Source organism: Legionella longbeachae, from assembly GCF_004283175.1.
In the GTDB taxonomy this organism is placed as follows: Bacteria; Pseudomonadota; Gammaproteobacteria; order Legionellales; family Legionellaceae; genus Legionella; species Legionella longbeachae.
On record NZ_RXNW01000008.1, the window covers coordinates 140,472 to 159,116 of the forward strand.

The following is an 18,645-nucleotide window of genomic DNA, read 5'->3' on the forward strand; positions in this document are numbered from 1 at the left end:
AGCTTGAGAAAGAAAAGTTTTAGCCATGAAAAATATGGCTAAACTCAGGCGTGTTGACTATTCATTCCGAACATGCAGGAGTCGGGGATGAATAGTCAACACGCCTTAAATTTTATAACAAAAAATAGAGCATTAAGAATATTCTTCAGAATTTTGATTTGCTCTGTGACGCTCGCTCACTATTTTTTCAGTTAATGCTTTAACTATATCCGTTAATTCATCTGGTGCAATAAAGTCTCGTTCTTCTGGTGGATAACTGGTTGCTAATTGAAAATCTTTAATCAATTCATTGGAAACTGTACCAGCATATTTATCTTTAGCTCCAGCTAAACGCTCAATGTTCATCATCTGATTACGTGTTTCGTTAATAGGTAGTAAGGATTCGGAAAATGCAGCCTTATCACTGACCAAAATTGGGGGATCATTTGGATTAAATCGCAATGGACTAAAGATGGTTAATATTCCCTCAATTTCTTCTTCAACCAAGTCTTCAACTGGCTCAGGCTCGTTATAGTTATGGAAAGCAATTAAAGCAGCCACACCACGCTCAATGGGCTCTTCAACCACTGACTCTCTTAATAATTTACTTATGAGCGTTATTTCCTCATTTTCAACAGGCTTATCGATCGACAAATCACCACTATCCAAAATTTCCTGAAAAGAAGCTAATTGCTTTTGTAATTTCATTAAGTAGTCATCAGGGGGCGCTTCTACTTTTAAAAATTGATTAATTTTTAATTGCTTGACTGGTTTGGGATTCGCATAAAACATTCGAGCCCGCACAATTTTTGATTTGAAGAATATATGCGACTCACCTTCTGTTTGTTCTTTAAGATCTAATAGGTCAACACGAGCTCTTTTTTCAAACGAAGAACTTTTGCTATCCATATAAGTATTTGCCATACTGGAATCTTTCGCCTGGAATGAATCTACTTTAGTTACATAAGCCTCACCAGCCGTCTTTGTAAAGAAATCCCATGTTTCTGTAGGATCTTCCAATTTCATACATATTTTAATGTTTGTGTTTGCACCAATTGATGCAGCCTCTTCTTTAGATGCTTTTTGAAAAGCAGGTAAATCTTGTCCTGCAAAAATTGCCGAAAACCCAAGTGAACGCGCTTGTGCAGGCACAACCGCAAAACCTTGAACTGCATAATACCCGTACTCGTCTAGAATACACATATAAGGGGTTGGAGCATTTGTTGGCTTTCTTAAAATTACATCACGATAATCCCCCTCAACATCCTCTCCCAAACCTGCTGCCATCATGGCCTTTAATGAGGAAACAATAATTTTACCTAAGTTGGACAACTCATCAGGAGATTTTTCCAATGCAGGCAAGAGTACGACTAAAATTCTTCGATTCAATACTACGTCTTTAAAATCCACTTCGGCCAGGTTAGTGCGGACAATATGGCCATAGGTATCTGCCAGGGATGAAAACGCCCTTACCAACTGCATCGTGATAAAACCATGCTGCTCCAAAACCTGCGATACTTGCTTTCCTTTTTTTTCCTTATTATAACCTGGCAGGGTACCTAAATAGTTACGCAAGGGGTCTGTAACTAATTTAGGAATCGATTCAATGTTAACGCTTTCCTGATTATCTCGGGGAAAGATTTTATCAACTACTATAGTTTCTAATCGCACTAAATCAAAATAGTTACGAATAGTATCCGCATCGAGAAGTATTGCTCCCTCATCACGCATATATACCAAAAGACGCATCAATGCTTCGACGAAAGCAATCGCACGGCCTTTCCACATATCCCCGTCGCCACCTCCTTTAGAATCTCCCATCAAACTTACTACAAGCTGAGTCAACATACTGGAAGAACCTTGGGAAAAAGGATTAAAAGTATTAGAAAGTCTTTTCTCTTGTGGACCTATAATATCTCGCGCACCCGTCATGAAATTAATCAAAAGTAAATCATCCTCACGCCCCATGCTTCTGACCATAGAAAAAACTTTAGCGTAAAGAGAGTTATCGCCTTTACCATCCACATAAATAAAACCACTGGCTTGTACCAAGGCATTAAAAGCAATAGAAACCAAACATTCTGTTTTACCACTACCTGTAGAGCCAAAAATTAATGCATGAGTACGCATATCATCATTAGCAAACCATAATTCGTGGCCTGTTTTACGGTCATTACCAAAAAAAGTTATTCCACGTGCGGTATTGGGCTGATTAATACCGGGTTTCATATCATTGTAATCTTTTACGCGAGAAACCTGGGGAAGACGAAATGGTAAGCCTTGTTTGCGCGTATAACTGTAAAGAAAACACGCCCCTCCTACAAGCATCAAAAGGGTTGCTGCTTCCGAAAAATAATAGGACATCGCCGATAATGTAAAAAGTACAATCGAGATATTTGTGGGATCACCAAAAAAATCTGACAGGCGTTGGGTCAGAGTTCGTGTATCCCTGAGTAACTGGGTAGGGTCTAATTCATGACGTGATTCAATACCGCGCATCATGGCTCTAATTCCTCCATTTGACGAGGTGTTAACTTAACTTCTTTTATGGCAACTTCCAATGCTTTTATTGCTTCATCAATCATCGGTACCAAAGAACGTCGTCCCATTTCTTTCTCAGCTTTCCAATGAGCGAAAGCCCCCGCAACTTCTGCGTAGGGAGTTTGTCTACCGACGCAATTAAGCATATACCATAAACGTCTATCAATAGGTTTTAACCACAAAAACTCTGAAGCCGGCACAACACCATCCAGCCGTGCTTTCTCGAGTAATGAAGCTATTACAGTTAAAGTATAGGCATGTTTTGAAGTGACTTCCTGCACTAATTCAGTATTTTTATATTTTTCTATTACTGGTCTTGCAACAAAAAAGTCAGGCTTACCAGCAACATAAGTTCTGTCTATAGTTGCTAAAATATTATTAGCAGCATCTCTATCACGGTTTATTCTGGCAATAAATACAGCAGCTAATGCATACGCCTGTGGCGAGCAATGCTCAAAACCATCCCAATACGGTCCCAACTGGAGCGTAAAGACACGTTTTGCATCCCCTCTACGAACACCTGCTGTCATTTCTTGCCCAGGAACTGGACTATCCAACAAGGCATCTTCTTTTTTGAGTAAATTGTATTTACGGGCAAATTCCATTGGAGTCATAGCCATAGCCCAAGGACCTTTATTCACATCCTGGCTTACTAAGTCTTCCTTAACAATAGGCATAATTGCAGGCCAATTGAACTGTTCTTGTTCACATAGTTTTTTCATATTATAAACTTTTCGAAACTTTAAAGTAATATTAGAGCGGTAAAGAACAACAGCTAAAGTAAGAAGTAGAACAACGACTGGATAACGCATAAAATCGCCAACTTCCTGTGTTGTGGCCATTAACTGCCCCCAATCCACAGCATTAGGGTCTACTGTTTGCATCAGATAAATCAGATTAGATAACTGCTCATTATGAACAAAAAGGTTAACTAATTTTGCTTGCAAGATATTCACTTGGAAAACAAATATTACAATATATTTATGCCCCATTTTCCAAATCATATATCCAGTTATAAACACGAGCACCATGATCCATATTGGAGCCATGGAATTATCGGAACCTGATTGTTGACCACCTTGTTGTGCCATTAATAGTTACTTTAAAAGTTCACTTATTTTAAGTATATACTGCTCTAGGCTAATTTTGCGAGAGATTGACAAACGTTTATCTGCTTAAGGAACAAAAAAAATGGAACATTAGAACAATATCACTGCTCTTTAATCAAACGACCACGTGAAAACTGGTAAACACCACTTATATGAACAAAACGGCTAATGTTTTCCAGATGCAATGTTTTGTCTTTGAGGGTCAATAAAGTATTACCTAGTTTGTCAACAATTGCTTTATCGGGATGAGGGGGAATAATATCTGTAGAATTAATATAGATGGCTACATAAGCTTCATTTTGCTTATTTTCTTTGGTTTTTAACAATGCTTTCACTTGCTCTTCTTCTGCATATATTGGCCTGGAAATCATTTGGCGCGGTAAATTAACAATGATCCTTTCCCAAGATTGAAGATTGGAACCATCTGCAGAATATAAAGAAACAAAAATCTCTTGCTGATTGCTTCTTAAAGCAAGCCGGCTTGCTAAATAAATATCCGTTTTAACTTGTTCTCTACTTCGCGCATTGGCTTTCTTTACAAAATCATCACGGATTTCATTTAAATTCTTACCTATGGCCCGTAGAAAATTAGATTTATCCCAAGGTCCATTTTTAATTGCCTCATCTAATGCTTCAAGAATGGCTTTATTTTGCTCATCATTGAGTATATCTTTCATACATCAAACATAACCTCTAACTTATGAATCATTGTAAAATTATAACAGCAAATTATTATTTATTGTTTTAAAAAGAGAAAATCATAAGAAATTAATTTTTGCTACGCAAAAATATAAGAAATGATGAAAATCGTTCTTGCGCCTACCAAGGACGTGGCGAATGACTTATCTGAGCATGAGATACAACTTCTTGGCGACACTTTTCTAATTGTTGAATTGCGCTCTCACAATCAGCAACTTCTGCAGTATTTTGGGTTTGTATTTTCACTTTCATTATTTGAGTGATTCGCTTTTCCAATGCTTCAAGAGTATTGGCCAAAAATGCGGCATCTTCGGTAGTGGCCTTCTCATCACTTGTTTCATTCGCAGAACTTGAAGACACGCTAAAAAAACCTTTCGCATATGCCATACTACTACCCCCTCAACACATAACTCTTATTTTGATCCAAGAATAACAAAAAAAATTACACATAAATTTAAAACTAAGATTTCTTTCGATTTCTTTACAATAATATTTAAAAATAGATGCACAAATAAATATCTAGTCGTACATTAATTCATCTAAGGGGGTATAATCACGACTTGGCCCCCCCTGAATTAATTCATTTACTACATCAGTCATACACAACAAGCGTAAAACATTTGGTGTCACTTCATCAAAAACAACCCTCAACCCCAACAATGCTCCTTCCGCTTCGTCAAATGTAGCCCCCAAGCCATAACCCAGGCATAAAGAGCATAGTTGATCGGCACGCTTCGCGATTGCTGGTAATAACCCTGTATCTGCAAAAACCTCTTCAAAACTAACAAATCGATCATTAAGATAAAATTTAGCATTTAAACTTGCAGCAATTACTGCCATACATTTACTAATATCCCTTTCCATACCTAACTATCGCCACCAAGGTTGTGAAGATTTGAGAGAACCTGCCAGGAAGCTTCTTATCCATCGTAAAAAAACGGGCACTGTGAAGCCATAATGTTCAATAATACCGAACAATACCGCAGAAACCAAAACAAATATACCTGTCCAAATTCTGATATGCATTAGAAATAAAAATAAAGGAAACGCCGCGCGCGCATCAACTATAAAGAATCGAGCACTTCGTGCAGAATCTCTCCAATGTGCTGTTTCAGCAAAGCCCCCTGCCATACTTAATGCCTCAAAAAAATTGTTATCCTTTAAAAAAAGTATATACCTAAAAAAAGGGATTCGCACCTCAATTTCAGTAATATAATTGATTTAATGGGGTATATTCAATCTGAAAAAAGTTTAATGTTGCAATAACTTGTGTTGTTGATAAAATTTCTTGACATTAGGATTTTTGCCCTTTCCATTGTTTTAGAAAGGGCTTTATATTTTTACTGATGACTGCCTGTGGATGACTGCGTAATAGAAATAATAATTATTTTTTATCCATCGGAGAATAGCCTTTAGAAAAAGACGCTCCTAATATATTTGTAAGAACCTCTTCCATTTTAGGCTGCTTAGATGGCTTTAATTGAGGGACAGCAAAAACCTCTCCCACATCTTCTGACTTTTGATCCAAAACCACCTCAGTACGAGGCTCGTTCTGTCCAACAGCGAGTTTTCCTAACATCGTAGAAGTGCTGTTTTTACTCATCTAAACTCCTCTTATCGCATCTATCACTATAAATTAACACAAACAACTTAAGGAATTATTAAGATAATTAAATATTTTTATAAAAAATACTATTGAGTAGTCAGTTTATTTTCGCTATGTTAAAACAACCTATAAAAAATAGGTTCAATTGTCATTTATGGACGAATGCAATTGCTCAGCTCACAATGGGGCTCTTGCCTAACCTGTAGATATTTGCTTTAGAACATGATGCTGTTGCAAGGATAATAGAAATTTATACCGACTAAATGCAACGTATAAATAGCGACAAGGCAGTTACCAAGCAAATGATACGGTTTAGACAAAAGCTCTAAATAAAGACCAGAGCAATTGAGAAACTACCAAGTCTCTATGTAATAGAGCTTTAGTTAAGGAGAAAATATGGCTAGAGGTGAAGTGAAGTGGTTTAATAATGCCAAGGGTTGGGGCTTTATTATCCCAGAAAATGAGGGTGATGATATTTTTGTGCATTTTTCATCAATTCATGGTACAGGCTACAAAACATTAGCCCCAGGACAAATAGTCAACTACGACGTAGAACAAGGTGACAAAGGTCTGCATGCTGCTAATGTTATTGTACTTAATGAAAGCGTCGAAGTTGAAATGGCTTAATTAAGTTAACGCAGTATCCTATGGTGCTGCGTCCATTAGTTGCAATTTATTTAAAGCTTGCATGTTAATGCATTAAGAATCTTCTTCATGTATGATCGCTTAAATTCATTTAAAAGCCAGATAAATTGTGAAACGTGGTTTATTACTTATCAACCTAGGCACTCCTAAAAGTACAGATGTATCATCTGTCAGGAGATACCTATGCGAATTTCTGACTGATAGGCGTGTAATCGATATACCTGCTTTGCTTCGTTACATATTAGTTTACGCTTTTATCTTACCGTTTCGCTCAAAACGTTCCGCTCTTGCTTATCAGTCGATTTGGACTGAACAAGGTTCGCCCTTATTATTTCATAGTCAAAATTTAATGTTACAAGTACAAGATGCTGTTGGAGCAGACAGTAAAGTTGCCTTGGGAATGCGCTATGGATCACCCTCTATTAGGGATGCATTAAATCGATTAAAAGATTGTGAATCCATCACAATTTTGCCGTTGTACCCCCAATACTCCTCAGCAGCCAGTGGTTCAGCAATTGCCGAAGTTTTCCGGATTATCAACTCATGGGATCTAATTCCCTCAATTACAATTATTCGAGATTTTTTCCAGCATTCAGCGTACATTAAAGCCCAAACACAAATTATTAAAGACCATTTTGATGGCACGGCCCACATTCTTTTTAGTTATCATGGGATTCCTGAACGACAAATCACTAAAAACAGTTGTAAAATGATTTGCAGCACGCCATGCTCTACTTCTAAAGAACAGATTCAAGAATGCTATAGGGCACACTGTTATCACACCAGTCGATTGTTAGCCAAAGAATTAGCGCTATCTACCGAAAATTACAGCACAGCATTTCAATCAAGGCTTGGAAAAACCCCTTGGATTCAACCTTATACTGATGAAACTATCGCTAAACTAAGTGCTGAAGGTATCAAAAAGCTCATTGTCGTTTGTCCCTCCTTTGTGGCTGATTGCTTGGAAACCCTAGAAGAAATAGGGATCAAAGCCAAACAACAATGGCTGGACCTGGGAGGGGAAGAGTTGATTGTCATTCCATCCATGAATACGAATCCATTATGGGTAAAGGCTATTGTTGAAATAACGCACATGCAACCTGATTCCCGTATAGGAGCATCTTGTGAATCTACGATTAATTCCTAACACCTTCTCTTCAAAACTAAAACTCATGGGGTTGCTCAGTACGGTACTTATCATCCTAGGTGTTTATTTTCTTTTCTACTATCCAAAACCCAAACCTCATCCCCCCTCTCTTAAAGTAGTTGAGATCACCACTGTGTCTCCTGCTACTATCGAAAAAACAATAAAACTTATAGGAACTATTCGTCCAAAACATGCAACCATTTTGATTGCCAAAGGTTCTGGAATGCTGGATACACTCATGACTTCAGGTCAAAATGTTCAAAAGGGTGACTTAATAGCAAAAATTACTAATCCAGATATTGAAAAAAGTTATCAACTTTCCAAAGAGACAGAACAATTAGAAAGCATTCAATATCAACGCCTCAAAAGCTTACAGAAAAGCGGGTTCGTTAGTGCCCGTGAAGTAGAGGAGAAAAAGAGAGCCTGGATTGATTCTCAAAAGGAAAAAGCCAAAACTAAAATTGAGCTCAAAAACATGCGCTTTTATGCTCCTTTTAACGGTGTAATTGGTGCTTTTAAAATCAAAGAAGGTGCTCAAGTCACCGAAGGTGCAGCAGTAGTAACCATTTACGATCCAAACTCTTTAATTGTTGAAATGGATATTCCATGCACTCATAACAATTCTATTGAAGCTAATCAACCCATTTATATATTGAACCGGCTTTATCATTTAAACCATGTACAGAAAATGATAGATGATGAAACACACATGTGTCCTGCAGATGCAGAAATCCAATGCCCTCATTGTTTGATAGGAACCAATGTAACTGGACATCTTGTAGTGAGTAAAAAAATAGATGTGCTAGTTATTCCTACACAGGCTTTATTTTTAAAGAAAGGCAAGACACATGTTTATAAAGTGATTAAGAATAAAGTAGAACTTGTTGCGGTCAAAACAGGCTTACAGGAAAAGGAAAAAGTAGAAATTATTTCAGGTTTAAAATCGGGTGACCAAATAGTAAGCAAAAATCCAGAACGATTATATCCAGGAATGAACGTCTCAATTTACAAAGGCTAAACACCTATCATGAAATTTACGAGTTATTTCCTAAAACATCCTGTTATTGCAATTATTCTAAATTGCATGATTCTACTTTTAGGAATACTTTGCTTTAATTCTTTACCTCTTAGGGAGTATCCTAATATCAGTTTTCCAGTAATTACCATCAGTACTAACTATCCTAATGCCAGCCCCGAATTAGTAGAATCAGTAGTAACCAATCCATTAGAAGAACAACTTGCAGGTGTTGAAGGGTTGGAATCAATAACATCGCGCTCGAATACAGGAAACTCTTACATCACGCTACGCTTTCGTCCTGGAATGCCTATGGAAAAAGCACTTAATGCCACTCATGAGGCGGCAAGATTAGCCCAAGCCCAACTTCCAGCGGCTGTAAAAGCACCTGTAATTGAACGTCAAAAGCATTCTGATGGCTTACCGTTTATAGGAATTGCTTTAGAGTCCTCTTCCTTAAATTTTGGTGAACTGACCCATTATGCAAATCTGAATTTAAAAAATGTTTTTCGTAGCCTTAAAGGCGTCTCATCAGTGGAGGTATGGGGGCAACCTTTTACTTATACGATTAAGTTTGATCAAAGAAAATTGCATGCATATGGTATTAATGTTGATGAAGTAGCCCATGCAATTGCCAATAATCGCTTGTCTTTACCCGCAGGAAATTATCAAAATAAAATTCCAACCACGCTTGATTTTGAGTTGAAAACTCCAGAAGATTATGAAAATTTAGTAATTAAGACCCAAAATCACCATCCTGTTTTTCTTAAGTCACTCGCTCAAGTCCAATTAACAACGGATAATAATCAATTTCGCGTTAAAGTTAATGGCCATTCCGGCTTAGTACTTGCAATTAATCGCTCTAATGATGCAAATCCTATTGATGTATCACAAAATGTACGTAAAGAATTAAAAGCCCTGGAAAAAAACTTACCTGAGGATCTTAAAATCAATATTATTATTGATCAATCTGAGTTTATCCAGGCTTCTCTTAAAAACATTCAATCTACAATTTTAGAATCTATTTTTTTAGTCTTAGCAATTATTTTCATTTTTTTAAGGAATCTACGAGCCACTATTATTCCGTTAATTGCTATCCCAATTTCATTATGTGGTTCTTTATTATTTTTGAAAATTGCTGGTTTTAGTATTAATCAAATGACCCTTCTTGCCATGGTATTAGCTGTAGGGCTAGTAGTTGATGATGCAATTATTGTTCTTGAAAATATTTGGCGCCATATTGAAGAAGGTCTTTCCCCAATGAATGCCGCATCGCAAGGAGCAAAGCAAATAGGTTTTGCCATTATTGCAATGACACTCACATTAACCAGTGTTTATGCGCCTATAGGTTTTATTGATGGCTTACTTGGCCAATTGTTTATAGAATTTGCAGTGGCCTTAGCAGGAAGTGTTTTTATCTCCGGTGTAGTCGCATTGACGCTATCTCCTTTAATGTGTGCGACATTCCTCCATAAAAATACGAAACAGTTATGGCCAATAATCGATAGTGCCCTGGGCCATTTATCTCAGTATTACTATAAAATACTCAACATAATCATTTATCGAAAAAAAACGATTCTTTTTATACTGGTGCTTTCATTTAGTTCCAGCTTATTATTTTATAAAATAATGCCTGGTGAAACAGCCCCAAAAGAAGATCGGGGGTTAATAGGCGTCTATACACCACCTATATCCGGGGATAATTTAGATACTATGGAGCAAAATACCAAACGGGTACAGCAATCCATAGGTAAAATACCTGAGGCTCAAAATACATTAACCTTCTTAGGGGACTGGGGCAGTAGTATTGTAATCCCTTTAAAATCCCATCAGCAAAGAGAGCGCTCAGCCGAACAAATTATTCACACCTTAAAACCCAAGGTAGAGCAATTACCCTCCATAGATGCCTCCGTCTGGAGTTGGGATTCTGGATTACCTGGAATCGATGATACCCGTAATAATTCTGAACTCGAGCTCGTCATCTCAACTACTGAAAATTTTCGACAATTATTTGAAGCTACTGAGCATTTTAAAAAAATTCTGGATCAAAACAAAGAGTTTGCCTCAACTCGATATGATTTACGGCTAGACGCTATGGGATATTCCATAAATATAGATAAAAATGCCTTGGCACAATTAGATTTAACCCCTGCCCAAGTTGCTAAAACCATAGAGGTATTTTTCAGTGGTGATAAATCTTTATCATTTCAAAAAGATGGAATCTCTTATAACCTCTCATTACAAGGCTCATCCAAACCTTGGACGTTAGATGAGCTGTATCTGACTACCCCCTCAGGAAAGCGAATTTCCTTGAGTTCCGTAGCCCAAATGAAAAGACGTGCCCAGCCCACTGCGTTAGAGCATGTGAATCAAATGCGCTCCACAACTCTATATGCCCAATTACCTGAAAGACAGTCCTTTAAAAACGGAATGGACAAGCTTTTAAAATCAGCAAAAGAGAATCTTCCCAGCCAATATAAACTGAGTTGGTCAGGATCCGCTAAAGCGTATAATGAATCATCACAAACCATGCTCCTGTTATTCGTTTTATCATTACTCTTTATATATGCCATTTTAGCTGCTCAATTTGAAAATTTTATTTATCCATTAATCATTCTGTTCACAGTACCTTTAGCTTGTTTTGGTGCTTTATTATTTGCGTATCTTTTAGGTCAGTCATTAAATATTTATACGCAAGTTGGCTTAGTGACTTTAGTCGGCTTAATCAGTAAGCATGGTATTTTAATAGTAGAATTTGCCAATCAATTACAAAAAGAAGGGTTCGCCTTGACAGATGCAATTAAAAAATCCTGTGCGTTAAGGTTGCGTCCTATTCTTATGACCACTGGAGCCATGGTATTTGGTGCCATTCCCTTGGTACTTTCACATGACGCGGGATCAGAAGCAAGACATGCCATAGGTATAGTGCTCATAGGTGGTTTATGCATTGGTACATTATTTACTCTATTTGTGCTTCCTACCGTTTATTTTATGATTTCACAAAGCATTGCCAATGCTAACTTCGAGAAATTAAAAAGTAAACAGGTTAAATTAACAAAAATTTTGCTCCTAATCGGATAAAAGCCCCCTATTTTTGTACAATTAAAGCGTATATATGCCTCTTTTTAAAATTGCCTACTCTCCTTAATTAATTTAATGTACTATGAAAAAGTTTGTCTTTACATATAGGAGATTATGTTGAAAAGGATCTGTTTTTTAATGTTATTTTTATTTGTTTCCCAAGCAATAAGTTCTGTATTTAGCCTCGAAGAGGTACAAAAGTTAAAGCAGCACTTTTTTTCTAACATTCAGCCTAACGGCGCAATAGTAGCTTCACCCTCAAAACAAAATCCTAATTATTATTACGATTGGATAAGAGATTCCGCAATTGCTATGAATTTAATTGAAACATGGTACGAGTCAACTCATGCTTATGGATATAAAGAGCGTTTGTTTCATTATGTAGATTGGACGCAAATACTTCAACACCAAGATAATCCAAATCATGGATACGATATATTAGGGGAACCTAAATTTTATGTTAATGGTTACCCTTTTAATGAACAATGGGGAAGGCCTCAAAATGATGGCCCCGCTTTAAGAGCCTCTGTATTGATTCATTTTGCACAACAGTTACTAGACAATCATGAAACAGAATATGTTAAAACCCGTTTATATAGTAACACTATGGATCCCCATACCATGGGTGTGATTAAAATGGATTTGGAATATATATCACATCATTGGCCAGACCCCAACTATGATCTTTGGGAAGAAGTCTATGGAGATCATTTTTTTACTGCAATGCTACAACAAAAAGCACTTCTTGAAGGAGCAACTCTTGCACGCCGCCTTAATGATAATGGTGCTGCGGTCTATTATGAACAACAAGCACAACAAATAGATTCCCGTCTTCGCCAACACCTGGATAAGAATCATCAAATCATTCAAGCAACTCTTTTACCTCATCCAGGCCCTCAAAAAACATTGGAACTGGACTCTGCAGTGATTCTTGGCGTCTTATTTAATCCACAAAAAAATGGGGACTTCTCGCCTAACAGCTTCTATGTTCAAAATACAGTTCAAGCCTTACATGAACAGTTCAATTTAATGTTTCCGATTAACCAGAATAATCCTGGTGCTATTTTATTTGGCCGTTATCCAGGGGATACTTATGACGGTTATCAAACGAACAGTATAGGCAATCCCTGGTTTATTTTAACGGCAACAATGGCCGAATATTATTATACACTGGCCAGTAACTTATCGATGATCGAGGAAAATCAATCCCAAATAGCAGAATACATTAAAGCCGGTGATAATTATTTGAAACTCATAAAAAAATATGCGCCAGATATGCAATTGAGCGAACAAATTAACTTAAATACTGGAGCACAACAAGGAGCATCATCGCTTACCTGGAGTTATGTGGCCGTTTTACATGCGATTGATTATAGAGATAAATTAATAAATAAATTAAATTCCAATTAAAGTATTTTGACAATTGGCCTCAACGAGTTATGCACTTCGACATGTCCTGAGACAGGGTCAAAATATAAAGCAGTAAAGATCCATAAATTTTCACCATCATTGGCTCCCGCAGATAAACTGCGGGACATCAATTGAGCATGTATCTCTTAAATTAACGCAGCAAACCGGAGGCGGAGTAACAGCCGTGTCTCGAAATTTTTTCAAGACTTCGAATTACTATAAACTTTATAAGGGCATAAAATGGGCCTCTGGCACTTTAAATCCCAAGATATGTGTAAATGCGATTTTAGGATACACCACTAAAGATGATGCATCCTTTTCGGGAAAATCTGAATTAGTTATCTATTTTCTACATTTAAGGAAAAAAGAAGTCGCTACAAGTGCTTTTTTTTAAAAGAAAGTTGAAGATTATCATCCCCAACCAGCTTACTATTAGGTCGAAGTAATGTAAGTAGATTTTGCTTTCCTAATTTCCTCAACTGGACGTTCTCTTTCACGTCCCAACAGACGTAAGGGTTTACCTGATATTATATAATTTTCAATCTGCTCCAGGCTCATATTTTTTGTCTCCGGCATGTAAAAGTAAGAATAGACTAACCCCGCAAGACAAATCACCGCATATAGGGCAAATGTATACTCGATACCCATCATTTTTTCTAAAAGTGGGAAACTAAAAATAACCACTGTGTTAAAAGTCCAGTTGCTCATAGCAGACAACCCCATTCCCGCACCGCGGACGTGTAAAGGAAAAATTTCTGCCATGGCAATATGGGGTATTGGTCCTACACTTACAGCAAAAGAAAAAATATAAAGAATTAAGCAAGCAACAGACAAATAAGGGAGCCAGACTACTTGATTTAAGGAGAACAGACACAAAGCCAACAGGCTAATGAACATCCCGGAAAAACCAAATAACAACAGTTTGCGACGCCCTATCTTATCCACACTAAGTATTGCAATAATCGTCACCAGCAAATTAACCATACCAATACCGATAGTTGCCAGTATTTGGCCTGTAGTACTATTTAAACCTAAATTTTTAAAAATTTCGGGAGCAAAATAAATAATTACATTAATCCCACTTAACTGTTGTAAGCAAAACAAAGCTGTACCCAACAACAATACAGGCAATAAAGGATTTCTGAACAATAACAGCCAACTCCCTTTTTTGGGTTCATTCCCTAAAGTTGCTTCAATATCAATTAACTCATGTTCAATAGAATCGCTTTTACGTAACTTTCTCAAAGCTTTGGACGCTGCATCACGTCGACCTACACTACACAACCATCTAGGTGACTCTGGCATCAGTAAAATACCCAGGCTTAAAACCAACGCTGGGAAAGCACTTGAAGCAAACATCGCTCGCCAATCATGATTTTCAAGGAGCAAATAATTTACTGAATAGGAGCAGACAATTCCTACCGTCATGGCTAATTGATAGATAGCAACCACAGCACCTCGTTTTTCATAAGTTGCGGTTTCTGCGAGATACAATGGGGCCATTACTGATGCAACCCCTATCGCCAAACCAAGTATTAAACGAGAAATAATAAGAACCGTAATAGAGTCAGCAAATCCTGCTCCCAATGCCCCCAAAAAGAATAACATTCCTGAAAAAGATAGTAACGTCCTGCGACCAAAACGTTTGACTCCTTTTGATGCCGTAATTGCGCCAATCAACATCGACCCTAACAAAGCGCCAAAAGGTAGTGCAGAAGCCATTACACCAATATGAGTTGCAGAAAGGTCAAAATGATTTTTGACTAACTCCAATGAACCAGCAATAATCCCTTCATCATATCCAAATAAAAAACCAGCAACTGAACCAATAATGGCAACAACCCATGTCATACTCAACTCCTTGAACTCTAAGTAATCCTTAATCCCACCCTCTTATAAATTGACGTACAGAAAAGCATAAATCAGTAATGAGTGGCCAATTTTCATTTTTAATTGCTTCTTCAGGGACAATCCATGAGCCTCCTACACAAGAAACATTGGGGAGGTTCAAATAATCAGCAAAATTAGTTTCGTTAATACCTCCTGTTGGACAAAACTTTGCTTGAGGAAAAGGGCCATGAATTGCCCTTAACATATTGATTCCTCCAGCAGCAACTGCGGGGAAAAATTTAAAATGCGTATATCCCAACGCTAATCCTTCCATTAATTCTGAAACACTAGATATACCTGGAATTAAAGGGATAGAAGCATAACAACCAGCTTCTAATAAGGCTTGGGTTTTTCCCGGACTTAAAGCAAATTTTGCGCCTATACTCGCTGCCTGATGTAATTGCTCTGGTGTAGTTATGGTTCCTACACCAATTAAAGCTTCTGGGAAGGTTTTTGTAAGTAATTTTACCGCATCTAAAGCTACTGATGTTCGTAATGTTACTTCAAGTATGTGAATACCTCCTGCAAATAGTGCTGTAGCCAAAGGTACTGCATGCTCCAGTTCTTTAATAACAAGAACTGGAATCACAGGTGATGTACAAAATACGGATTCCGGCTGCACCATCCAATTAGGAAATGTCATGAACTTCTCCTTATAGTCCACTGTAGTCAATTTGAAGCGAACCCCAGATTTATATCATTGGGTATTCTGCTTCTTTAATTCTAGCCAGCGATTGTTTTAAATAAACTGCAGCCCCCAATATTCCTGGTTGTTCGGCAGTAACAATAAAAGTCGGAATTTGCTTATTAAATTCGCTAAACCGACCCTTTTCTTCAAAATTAACTCTAAAATTACTATGATGAAGTAGTGAAATAAAGCGGGGCACGATGCCGCCAGCTATATAAATACCGCCAAAAGCTGCAAATGTTAACGCTAAATCTCCCGCATAAGAACCTAAAATTGCCAAAAACTGTGCTACTGCAGCCTGTGCAATTGCACTTTGATTTGCTAATGCCATAGCAATGATTTGAGCTGCCGGGATAGGAGTATCATCTTTTTGATTTAAAGCGGCTAATGCTTGATATAAATTTTCCAAGCCATGGCCAGATAATAAGCGCTCATAAGATATATGAGCGTATCGTTTCTTTAGATAACGATAAATAAACCATTCTTGTTCCGTTTTTGCACCCCAACTGACATGACCTCCTTCACCAGCATGGGCAGAGTAACCTTGTTCGTTAGATATTAAATAAGCCACACCTAACCCGGTCCCGGCCCCTACAACTACTTTTACACCGTCTCTGTCAGTGTTCCCGTTTCCTACTTGAAAAAGTTGCTGATCAGATAAAACAGGTAAACTCATTGCTATAGCATTAAAATCATTTAAAACTCTAAGCTCATTTAAGTTCAATTTTTGTTTTAATGCATTAATAGAAAACCGCCAGGGAGTATTAGTCATATAAATCATATCGTCAAATACTGGGCAAGCAATAGCAATAACCACCTGCTTTATCTCTTGTAATTTATAGTGCTCTTGATAGGTTGATAATACGGATTCCAAACTATCAAACGTGGCGCAAGTATAAATTTCAATGTTTTCTATGGTTAATTTATCTAAATGGACACAAGCAAAACGTGCAAAAGTTCCACCTATATCCGCAACAATAGCGTATGATTGCAAAGCATCAAGACTCATAACAAGACTCTTTCCCTTGAAACAAACTGCAAGCCCCTTGCTCCGCGCCTGAAAATTGTGACCTTAAACTAGCAAATAGTTCACGACCACTACCTTGATAAAGCCCATGATCATTGTGCTGTGCTTTGTTTCTTCGTCCCAGCACCTCTTCAGTAACCAATAACTGTAATACACCTTCTTCTGCATCTATCAAAATCATATCCCCAGTTTCAATGCGGGAAAGAACTTCATTATCGATTGCCTCAGGAGTAACATGAATTGCTGCGGGAACTTTACCGGATGCGCCTGACATACGTCCATCTGTGACTAATGCAACTTGATACCCTTTATCCATAAGCACCCCAAGTTTGGGGGTTAACTGATGTAACTCAGGCATACCACATGCCTTTGGCCCTTGGTAACGCACCACAACGATACAATCTTGTTCTAATACTCCTGCCTCGAAAAGTTGATTAAATTCTTCCTGGCTCGAACAAACTACTGCTGGAGCTTTAATCTTGGTTTTCTCAACAGAAAGACCTGAAGTTTTAATAATTGCCCGTCCTATATTTCCACTTAAAACTTGTAAACCACCTTGGGCTTTAAAGGGTTTTTTTGCAGAGGTGACTATTTGTTCATCCTTTGAAGCTGAAGGACCAGCCACCCATACCAATTGCTCATTATCCAATAATGGCTGTTGGGTATATCGATGCAGGCCATAACCCATAACCGTATGTACCTCTTCATGTAATAACTGAGACTCTAAAAGAGTATGAATAAAATAAGCCATGCCACCAGCTTGCTGGAAATGATTGATGTCAGCATAGCCATTGGGGTAAATTTTGGCAATCAAAGGAGTCACGGCAGATAAATCAGCAAAATCATCCCAATTCACTAAATAACCAGCCATTGAAGCAATAGCGATAAGATGCATGGTGTGATTCGTGGAGCCACCAGAAGCCAATAATGCGACAATCCCATTAACAATATTTTTTGCATCCATCATCTGCCCAATGGGCATGTATTGTTTGCCTAAAGATGTTAAAGACAAAACCTGCTGAGCGGCAAATTTAGTTAATGCATCTCGTAATAAGGTGCCCGGATGAATGAATGATGAGCCTGGAAGTTGCAAGCCCATAACTTCTATAATTAATTGGTTCGAATTGGCAGTGCCATAAAAAGTACAAGTACCTGGAGAATGGTATGAAGCAGTTTCAACTTCAAGTAAAGCACTTTTATCAACTTTTCTTTCAGCATATAACTGCCGAATACGCGCTTTTTCCTGATTTGATATTCCTGAAGGCATAGGGCCAGCTGGAATAAAAATAAAAGGCAAATGCCCAAATCTTAAAGCAGCCATCAATAAACCAGGAACAATTTTATCGCAAATCCCTAACATCAGGCCGCCATCAAACATATTATGGGACAAACCAATTGATGCAGACATAGCAATAACATCACGGCTCAATAAGCTCAGCTCCATTCCTGGCTGACCTTGAGTAATTCCATCGCACATTGCAGGTACACCTGCTGCAAATTGAGCTACCCCGCCTGCAGCAGAAACAGCCTCTTTGATTAAAGAAGGGTATGTAAGATAAGGCTGATGAGCAGAAAGCATATCGTTATATGCAGAAACAATTGCAATATTTGCTTTAGTCATGCCACTTAGATTTATCTTATCCTGTTTCGGACAAGCCGCAAAACCATGTGCTAAATTTCCACAATGAAGTGAACCACGTTGAGGTCCTTTGCTTCGTGCCCGCTCCATATCATTTAAATAGGAAGCCCTACTATGCAAACTTCGTTTGCGAATACGCTCTGTAACTCTAGCTACAACAGGATGCATT

16 protein-coding genes are annotated in these 18,645 nt (G+C 37.8%); 5 read left to right on the top strand and 11 right to left on the bottom strand.

Going from position 1 to position 18,645, the window contains the following annotated elements:
• Positions 1–132 precede the first annotated feature (132 nt).
• The 7 genes from EKG34_RS09820 to EKG34_RS09850 all read right to left on the bottom strand — a co-directional run bounded on the left by EKG34_RS09820 (position 133) and on the right by EKG34_RS09850 (position 5,931).
• Entirely contained in the window at positions 133–2,481 is a 2,349-nt protein-coding gene (locus EKG34_RS09820; protein ID WP_003635124.1) for a TraM recognition domain-containing protein, read from the bottom strand.
• Positions 2,478–3,611, bottom strand: a complete 1,134-nt coding sequence (gene icmP / locus EKG34_RS09825) for a type IVB secretion system coupling complex protein DotM/IcmP (protein ID WP_003635122.1) — start codon at positions 3,609–3,611, stop codon at positions 2,478–2,480. Before icmP ends, EKG34_RS09820 begins: the two co-directional genes overlap by 4 nt.
• A gap of 119 nt (positions 3,612–3,730) precedes the next feature.
• On the bottom strand, positions 3,731–4,306 hold the full coding sequence (icmQ, locus tag EKG34_RS09830; protein ID WP_003635120.1) for a Dot/Icm secretion system protein IcmQ: 576 nt from the start codon (positions 4,304–4,306) through the stop codon (positions 3,731–3,733).
• Between the two features lie 142 nt (positions 4,307–4,448).
• Complete coding sequence (gene ligB / locus EKG34_RS09835) at positions 4,449–4,715, bottom strand: protein LigB (protein ID WP_003635118.1); 267 nt, start codon at positions 4,713–4,715, stop codon at positions 4,449–4,451.
• A 132-nt stretch (positions 4,716–4,847) separates the two neighbouring features.
• Positions 4,848–5,192, bottom strand: coding sequence for a type IV secretion IcmS family protein (locus tag EKG34_RS09840; RefSeq protein WP_012979368.1), 345 nt, complete (start codon positions 5,190–5,192; stop codon positions 4,848–4,850).
• A 6-nt stretch (positions 5,193–5,198) separates the two neighbouring features.
• Positions 5,199–5,459 carry an IcmT/TraK family protein gene (gene icmT / locus EKG34_RS09845; protein WP_003635115.1) on the bottom strand — a complete coding sequence of 87 codons (261 nt, stop codon included), beginning with the start codon at positions 5,457–5,459 and terminating at the stop codon, positions 5,199–5,201.
• A gap of 253 nt (positions 5,460–5,712) precedes the next feature.
• The gene (locus EKG34_RS09850) at positions 5,713–5,931 is read right to left on the bottom strand and encodes a hypothetical protein (RefSeq protein ID WP_003635113.1); all 219 of its coding nucleotides are present in this window, start codon (positions 5,929–5,931) and stop codon (positions 5,713–5,715) included.
• Positions 5,932–6,330: 399 nt separating this feature from the next.
• On the opposite strand from EKG34_RS09850, the gene EKG34_RS09855 reads away from it, so the two are divergent.
• The 5 genes from EKG34_RS09855 to EKG34_RS09875 all read left to right on the top strand — a co-directional run bounded on the left by EKG34_RS09855 (position 6,331) and on the right by EKG34_RS09875 (position 13,232).
• On the top strand, positions 6,331–6,561 hold the full coding sequence (locus EKG34_RS09855; protein WP_003635112.1) for a cold-shock protein: 231 nt from the start codon (positions 6,331–6,333) through the stop codon (positions 6,559–6,561).
• Positions 6,562–6,688: 127 nt separating this feature from the next.
• The gene (gene hemH / locus EKG34_RS09860; protein ID WP_003635110.1) at positions 6,689–7,726 is read left to right on the top strand and encodes a ferrochelatase; all 1,038 of its coding nucleotides are present in this window, start codon (positions 6,689–6,691) and stop codon (positions 7,724–7,726) included.
• Positions 7,704–8,744, top strand: coding sequence for an efflux RND transporter periplasmic adaptor subunit (locus tag EKG34_RS09865; RefSeq protein ID WP_003635108.1), 1,041 nt, complete (start codon positions 7,704–7,706; stop codon positions 8,742–8,744). Before hemH ends, EKG34_RS09865 begins: the two co-directional genes overlap by 23 nt.
• 9 nt (positions 8,745–8,753) lie before the next feature.
• The gene (locus EKG34_RS09870; RefSeq protein WP_003635107.1) at positions 8,754–11,822 is read left to right on the top strand and encodes an efflux RND transporter permease subunit; all 3,069 of its coding nucleotides are present in this window, start codon (positions 8,754–8,756) and stop codon (positions 11,820–11,822) included.
• 138 nt (positions 11,823–11,960) lie between these two features.
• Positions 11,961–13,232: a glycoside hydrolase family 15 protein gene (locus tag EKG34_RS09875; protein ID WP_003635106.1), complete on the top strand. Its 1,272-nt coding sequence runs from the start codon at positions 11,961–11,963 to the stop codon at positions 13,230–13,232.
• Between the two features lie 432 nt (positions 13,233–13,664).
• Here EKG34_RS09875 and EKG34_RS09880 read toward each other — a convergent pair whose 3' ends face one another.
• Genes EKG34_RS09880 through edd form a run of 4 tightly spaced genes read right to left on the bottom strand, consistent with a single transcriptional unit; the run spans position 13,665 to position 18,644 of the window.
• Positions 13,665–15,083 (bottom strand): sugar porter family MFS transporter, encoded by a 1,419-nt coding sequence (locus EKG34_RS09880; RefSeq protein ID WP_003635103.1) that lies wholly within the window; start codon positions 15,081–15,083, stop codon positions 13,665–13,667.
• 28 nt (positions 15,084–15,111) lie between these two features.
• Positions 15,112–15,765 carry a bifunctional 4-hydroxy-2-oxoglutarate aldolase/2-dehydro-3-deoxy-phosphogluconate aldolase gene (locus tag EKG34_RS09885; protein ID WP_003635102.1) on the bottom strand — a complete coding sequence of 218 codons (654 nt, stop codon included), beginning with the start codon at positions 15,763–15,765 and terminating at the stop codon, positions 15,112–15,114.
• Between the two features lie 49 nt (positions 15,766–15,814).
• The gene (gene glk, locus EKG34_RS09890; RefSeq protein WP_003635101.1) at positions 15,815–16,819 is read right to left on the bottom strand and encodes a glucokinase; all 1,005 of its coding nucleotides are present in this window, start codon (positions 16,817–16,819) and stop codon (positions 15,815–15,817) included.
• Positions 16,809–18,644 carry a phosphogluconate dehydratase gene (gene edd / locus EKG34_RS09895; protein WP_003635100.1) on the bottom strand — a complete coding sequence of 612 codons (1,836 nt, stop codon included), beginning with the start codon at positions 18,642–18,644 and terminating at the stop codon, positions 16,809–16,811. The genes glk and edd overlap by 11 nt, the downstream gene beginning before the upstream one ends.
• Position 18,645 lies beyond the last annotated feature (1 nt).

Bases quoted from the DNA above. Each gene is read 5' to 3' on its own strand.
- EKG34_RS09820 (WP_003635124.1), bottom strand. From the start codon at position 2,481: ATGATGCGCGGTATTGAATCACGTCATGAATTAGACCCTACCCAGTTA.
- icmP (WP_003635122.1), bottom strand. From the start codon at position 3,611: ATGGCACAACAAGGTGGTCAACAATCAGGTTCCGATAATTCCATGGCT.
- icmQ (WP_003635120.1), bottom strand. From the start codon at position 4,306: ATGAAAGATATACTCAATGATGAGCAAAATAAAGCCATTCTTGAAGCA.
- ligB (WP_003635118.1), bottom strand. From the start codon at position 4,715: ATGGCATATGCGAAAGGTTTTTTTAGCGTGTCTTCAAGTTCTGCGAAT.
- EKG34_RS09840 (WP_012979368.1), bottom strand. From the start codon at position 5,192: ATGGAAAGGGATATTAGTAAATGTATGGCAGTAATTGCTGCAAGTTTA.
- icmT (WP_003635115.1), bottom strand. From the start codon at position 5,459: ATGGCAGGGGGCTTTGCTGAAACAGCACATTGGAGAGATTCTGCACGA.
- EKG34_RS09850 (WP_003635113.1), bottom strand. From the start codon at position 5,931: ATGAGTAAAAACAGCACTTCTACGATGTTAGGAAAACTCGCTGTTGGA.
- EKG34_RS09855 (WP_003635112.1), top strand. From the start codon at position 6,331: ATGGCTAGAGGTGAAGTGAAGTGGTTTAATAATGCCAAGGGTTGGGGC.
- EKG34_RS09870 (WP_003635107.1), top strand. From the start codon at position 8,754: ATGAAATTTACGAGTTATTTCCTAAAACATCCTGTTATTGCAATTATT.
- EKG34_RS09875 (WP_003635106.1), top strand. From the start codon at position 11,961: ATGTTATTTTTATTTGTTTCCCAAGCAATAAGTTCTGTATTTAGCCTC.
- EKG34_RS09880 (WP_003635103.1), bottom strand. From the start codon at position 15,083: ATGACATGGGTTGTTGCCATTATTGGTTCAGTTGCTGGTTTTTTATTT.
- EKG34_RS09885 (WP_003635102.1), bottom strand. From the start codon at position 15,765: ATGACATTTCCTAATTGGATGGTGCAGCCGGAATCCGTATTTTGTACA.
- glk (WP_003635101.1), bottom strand. From the start codon at position 16,819: ATGAGTCTTGATGCTTTGCAATCATACGCTATTGTTGCGGATATAGGT.
- edd (WP_003635100.1), bottom strand. From the start codon at position 18,644: ATGCATCCTGTTGTAGCTAGAGTTACAGAGCGTATTCGCAAACGAAGT.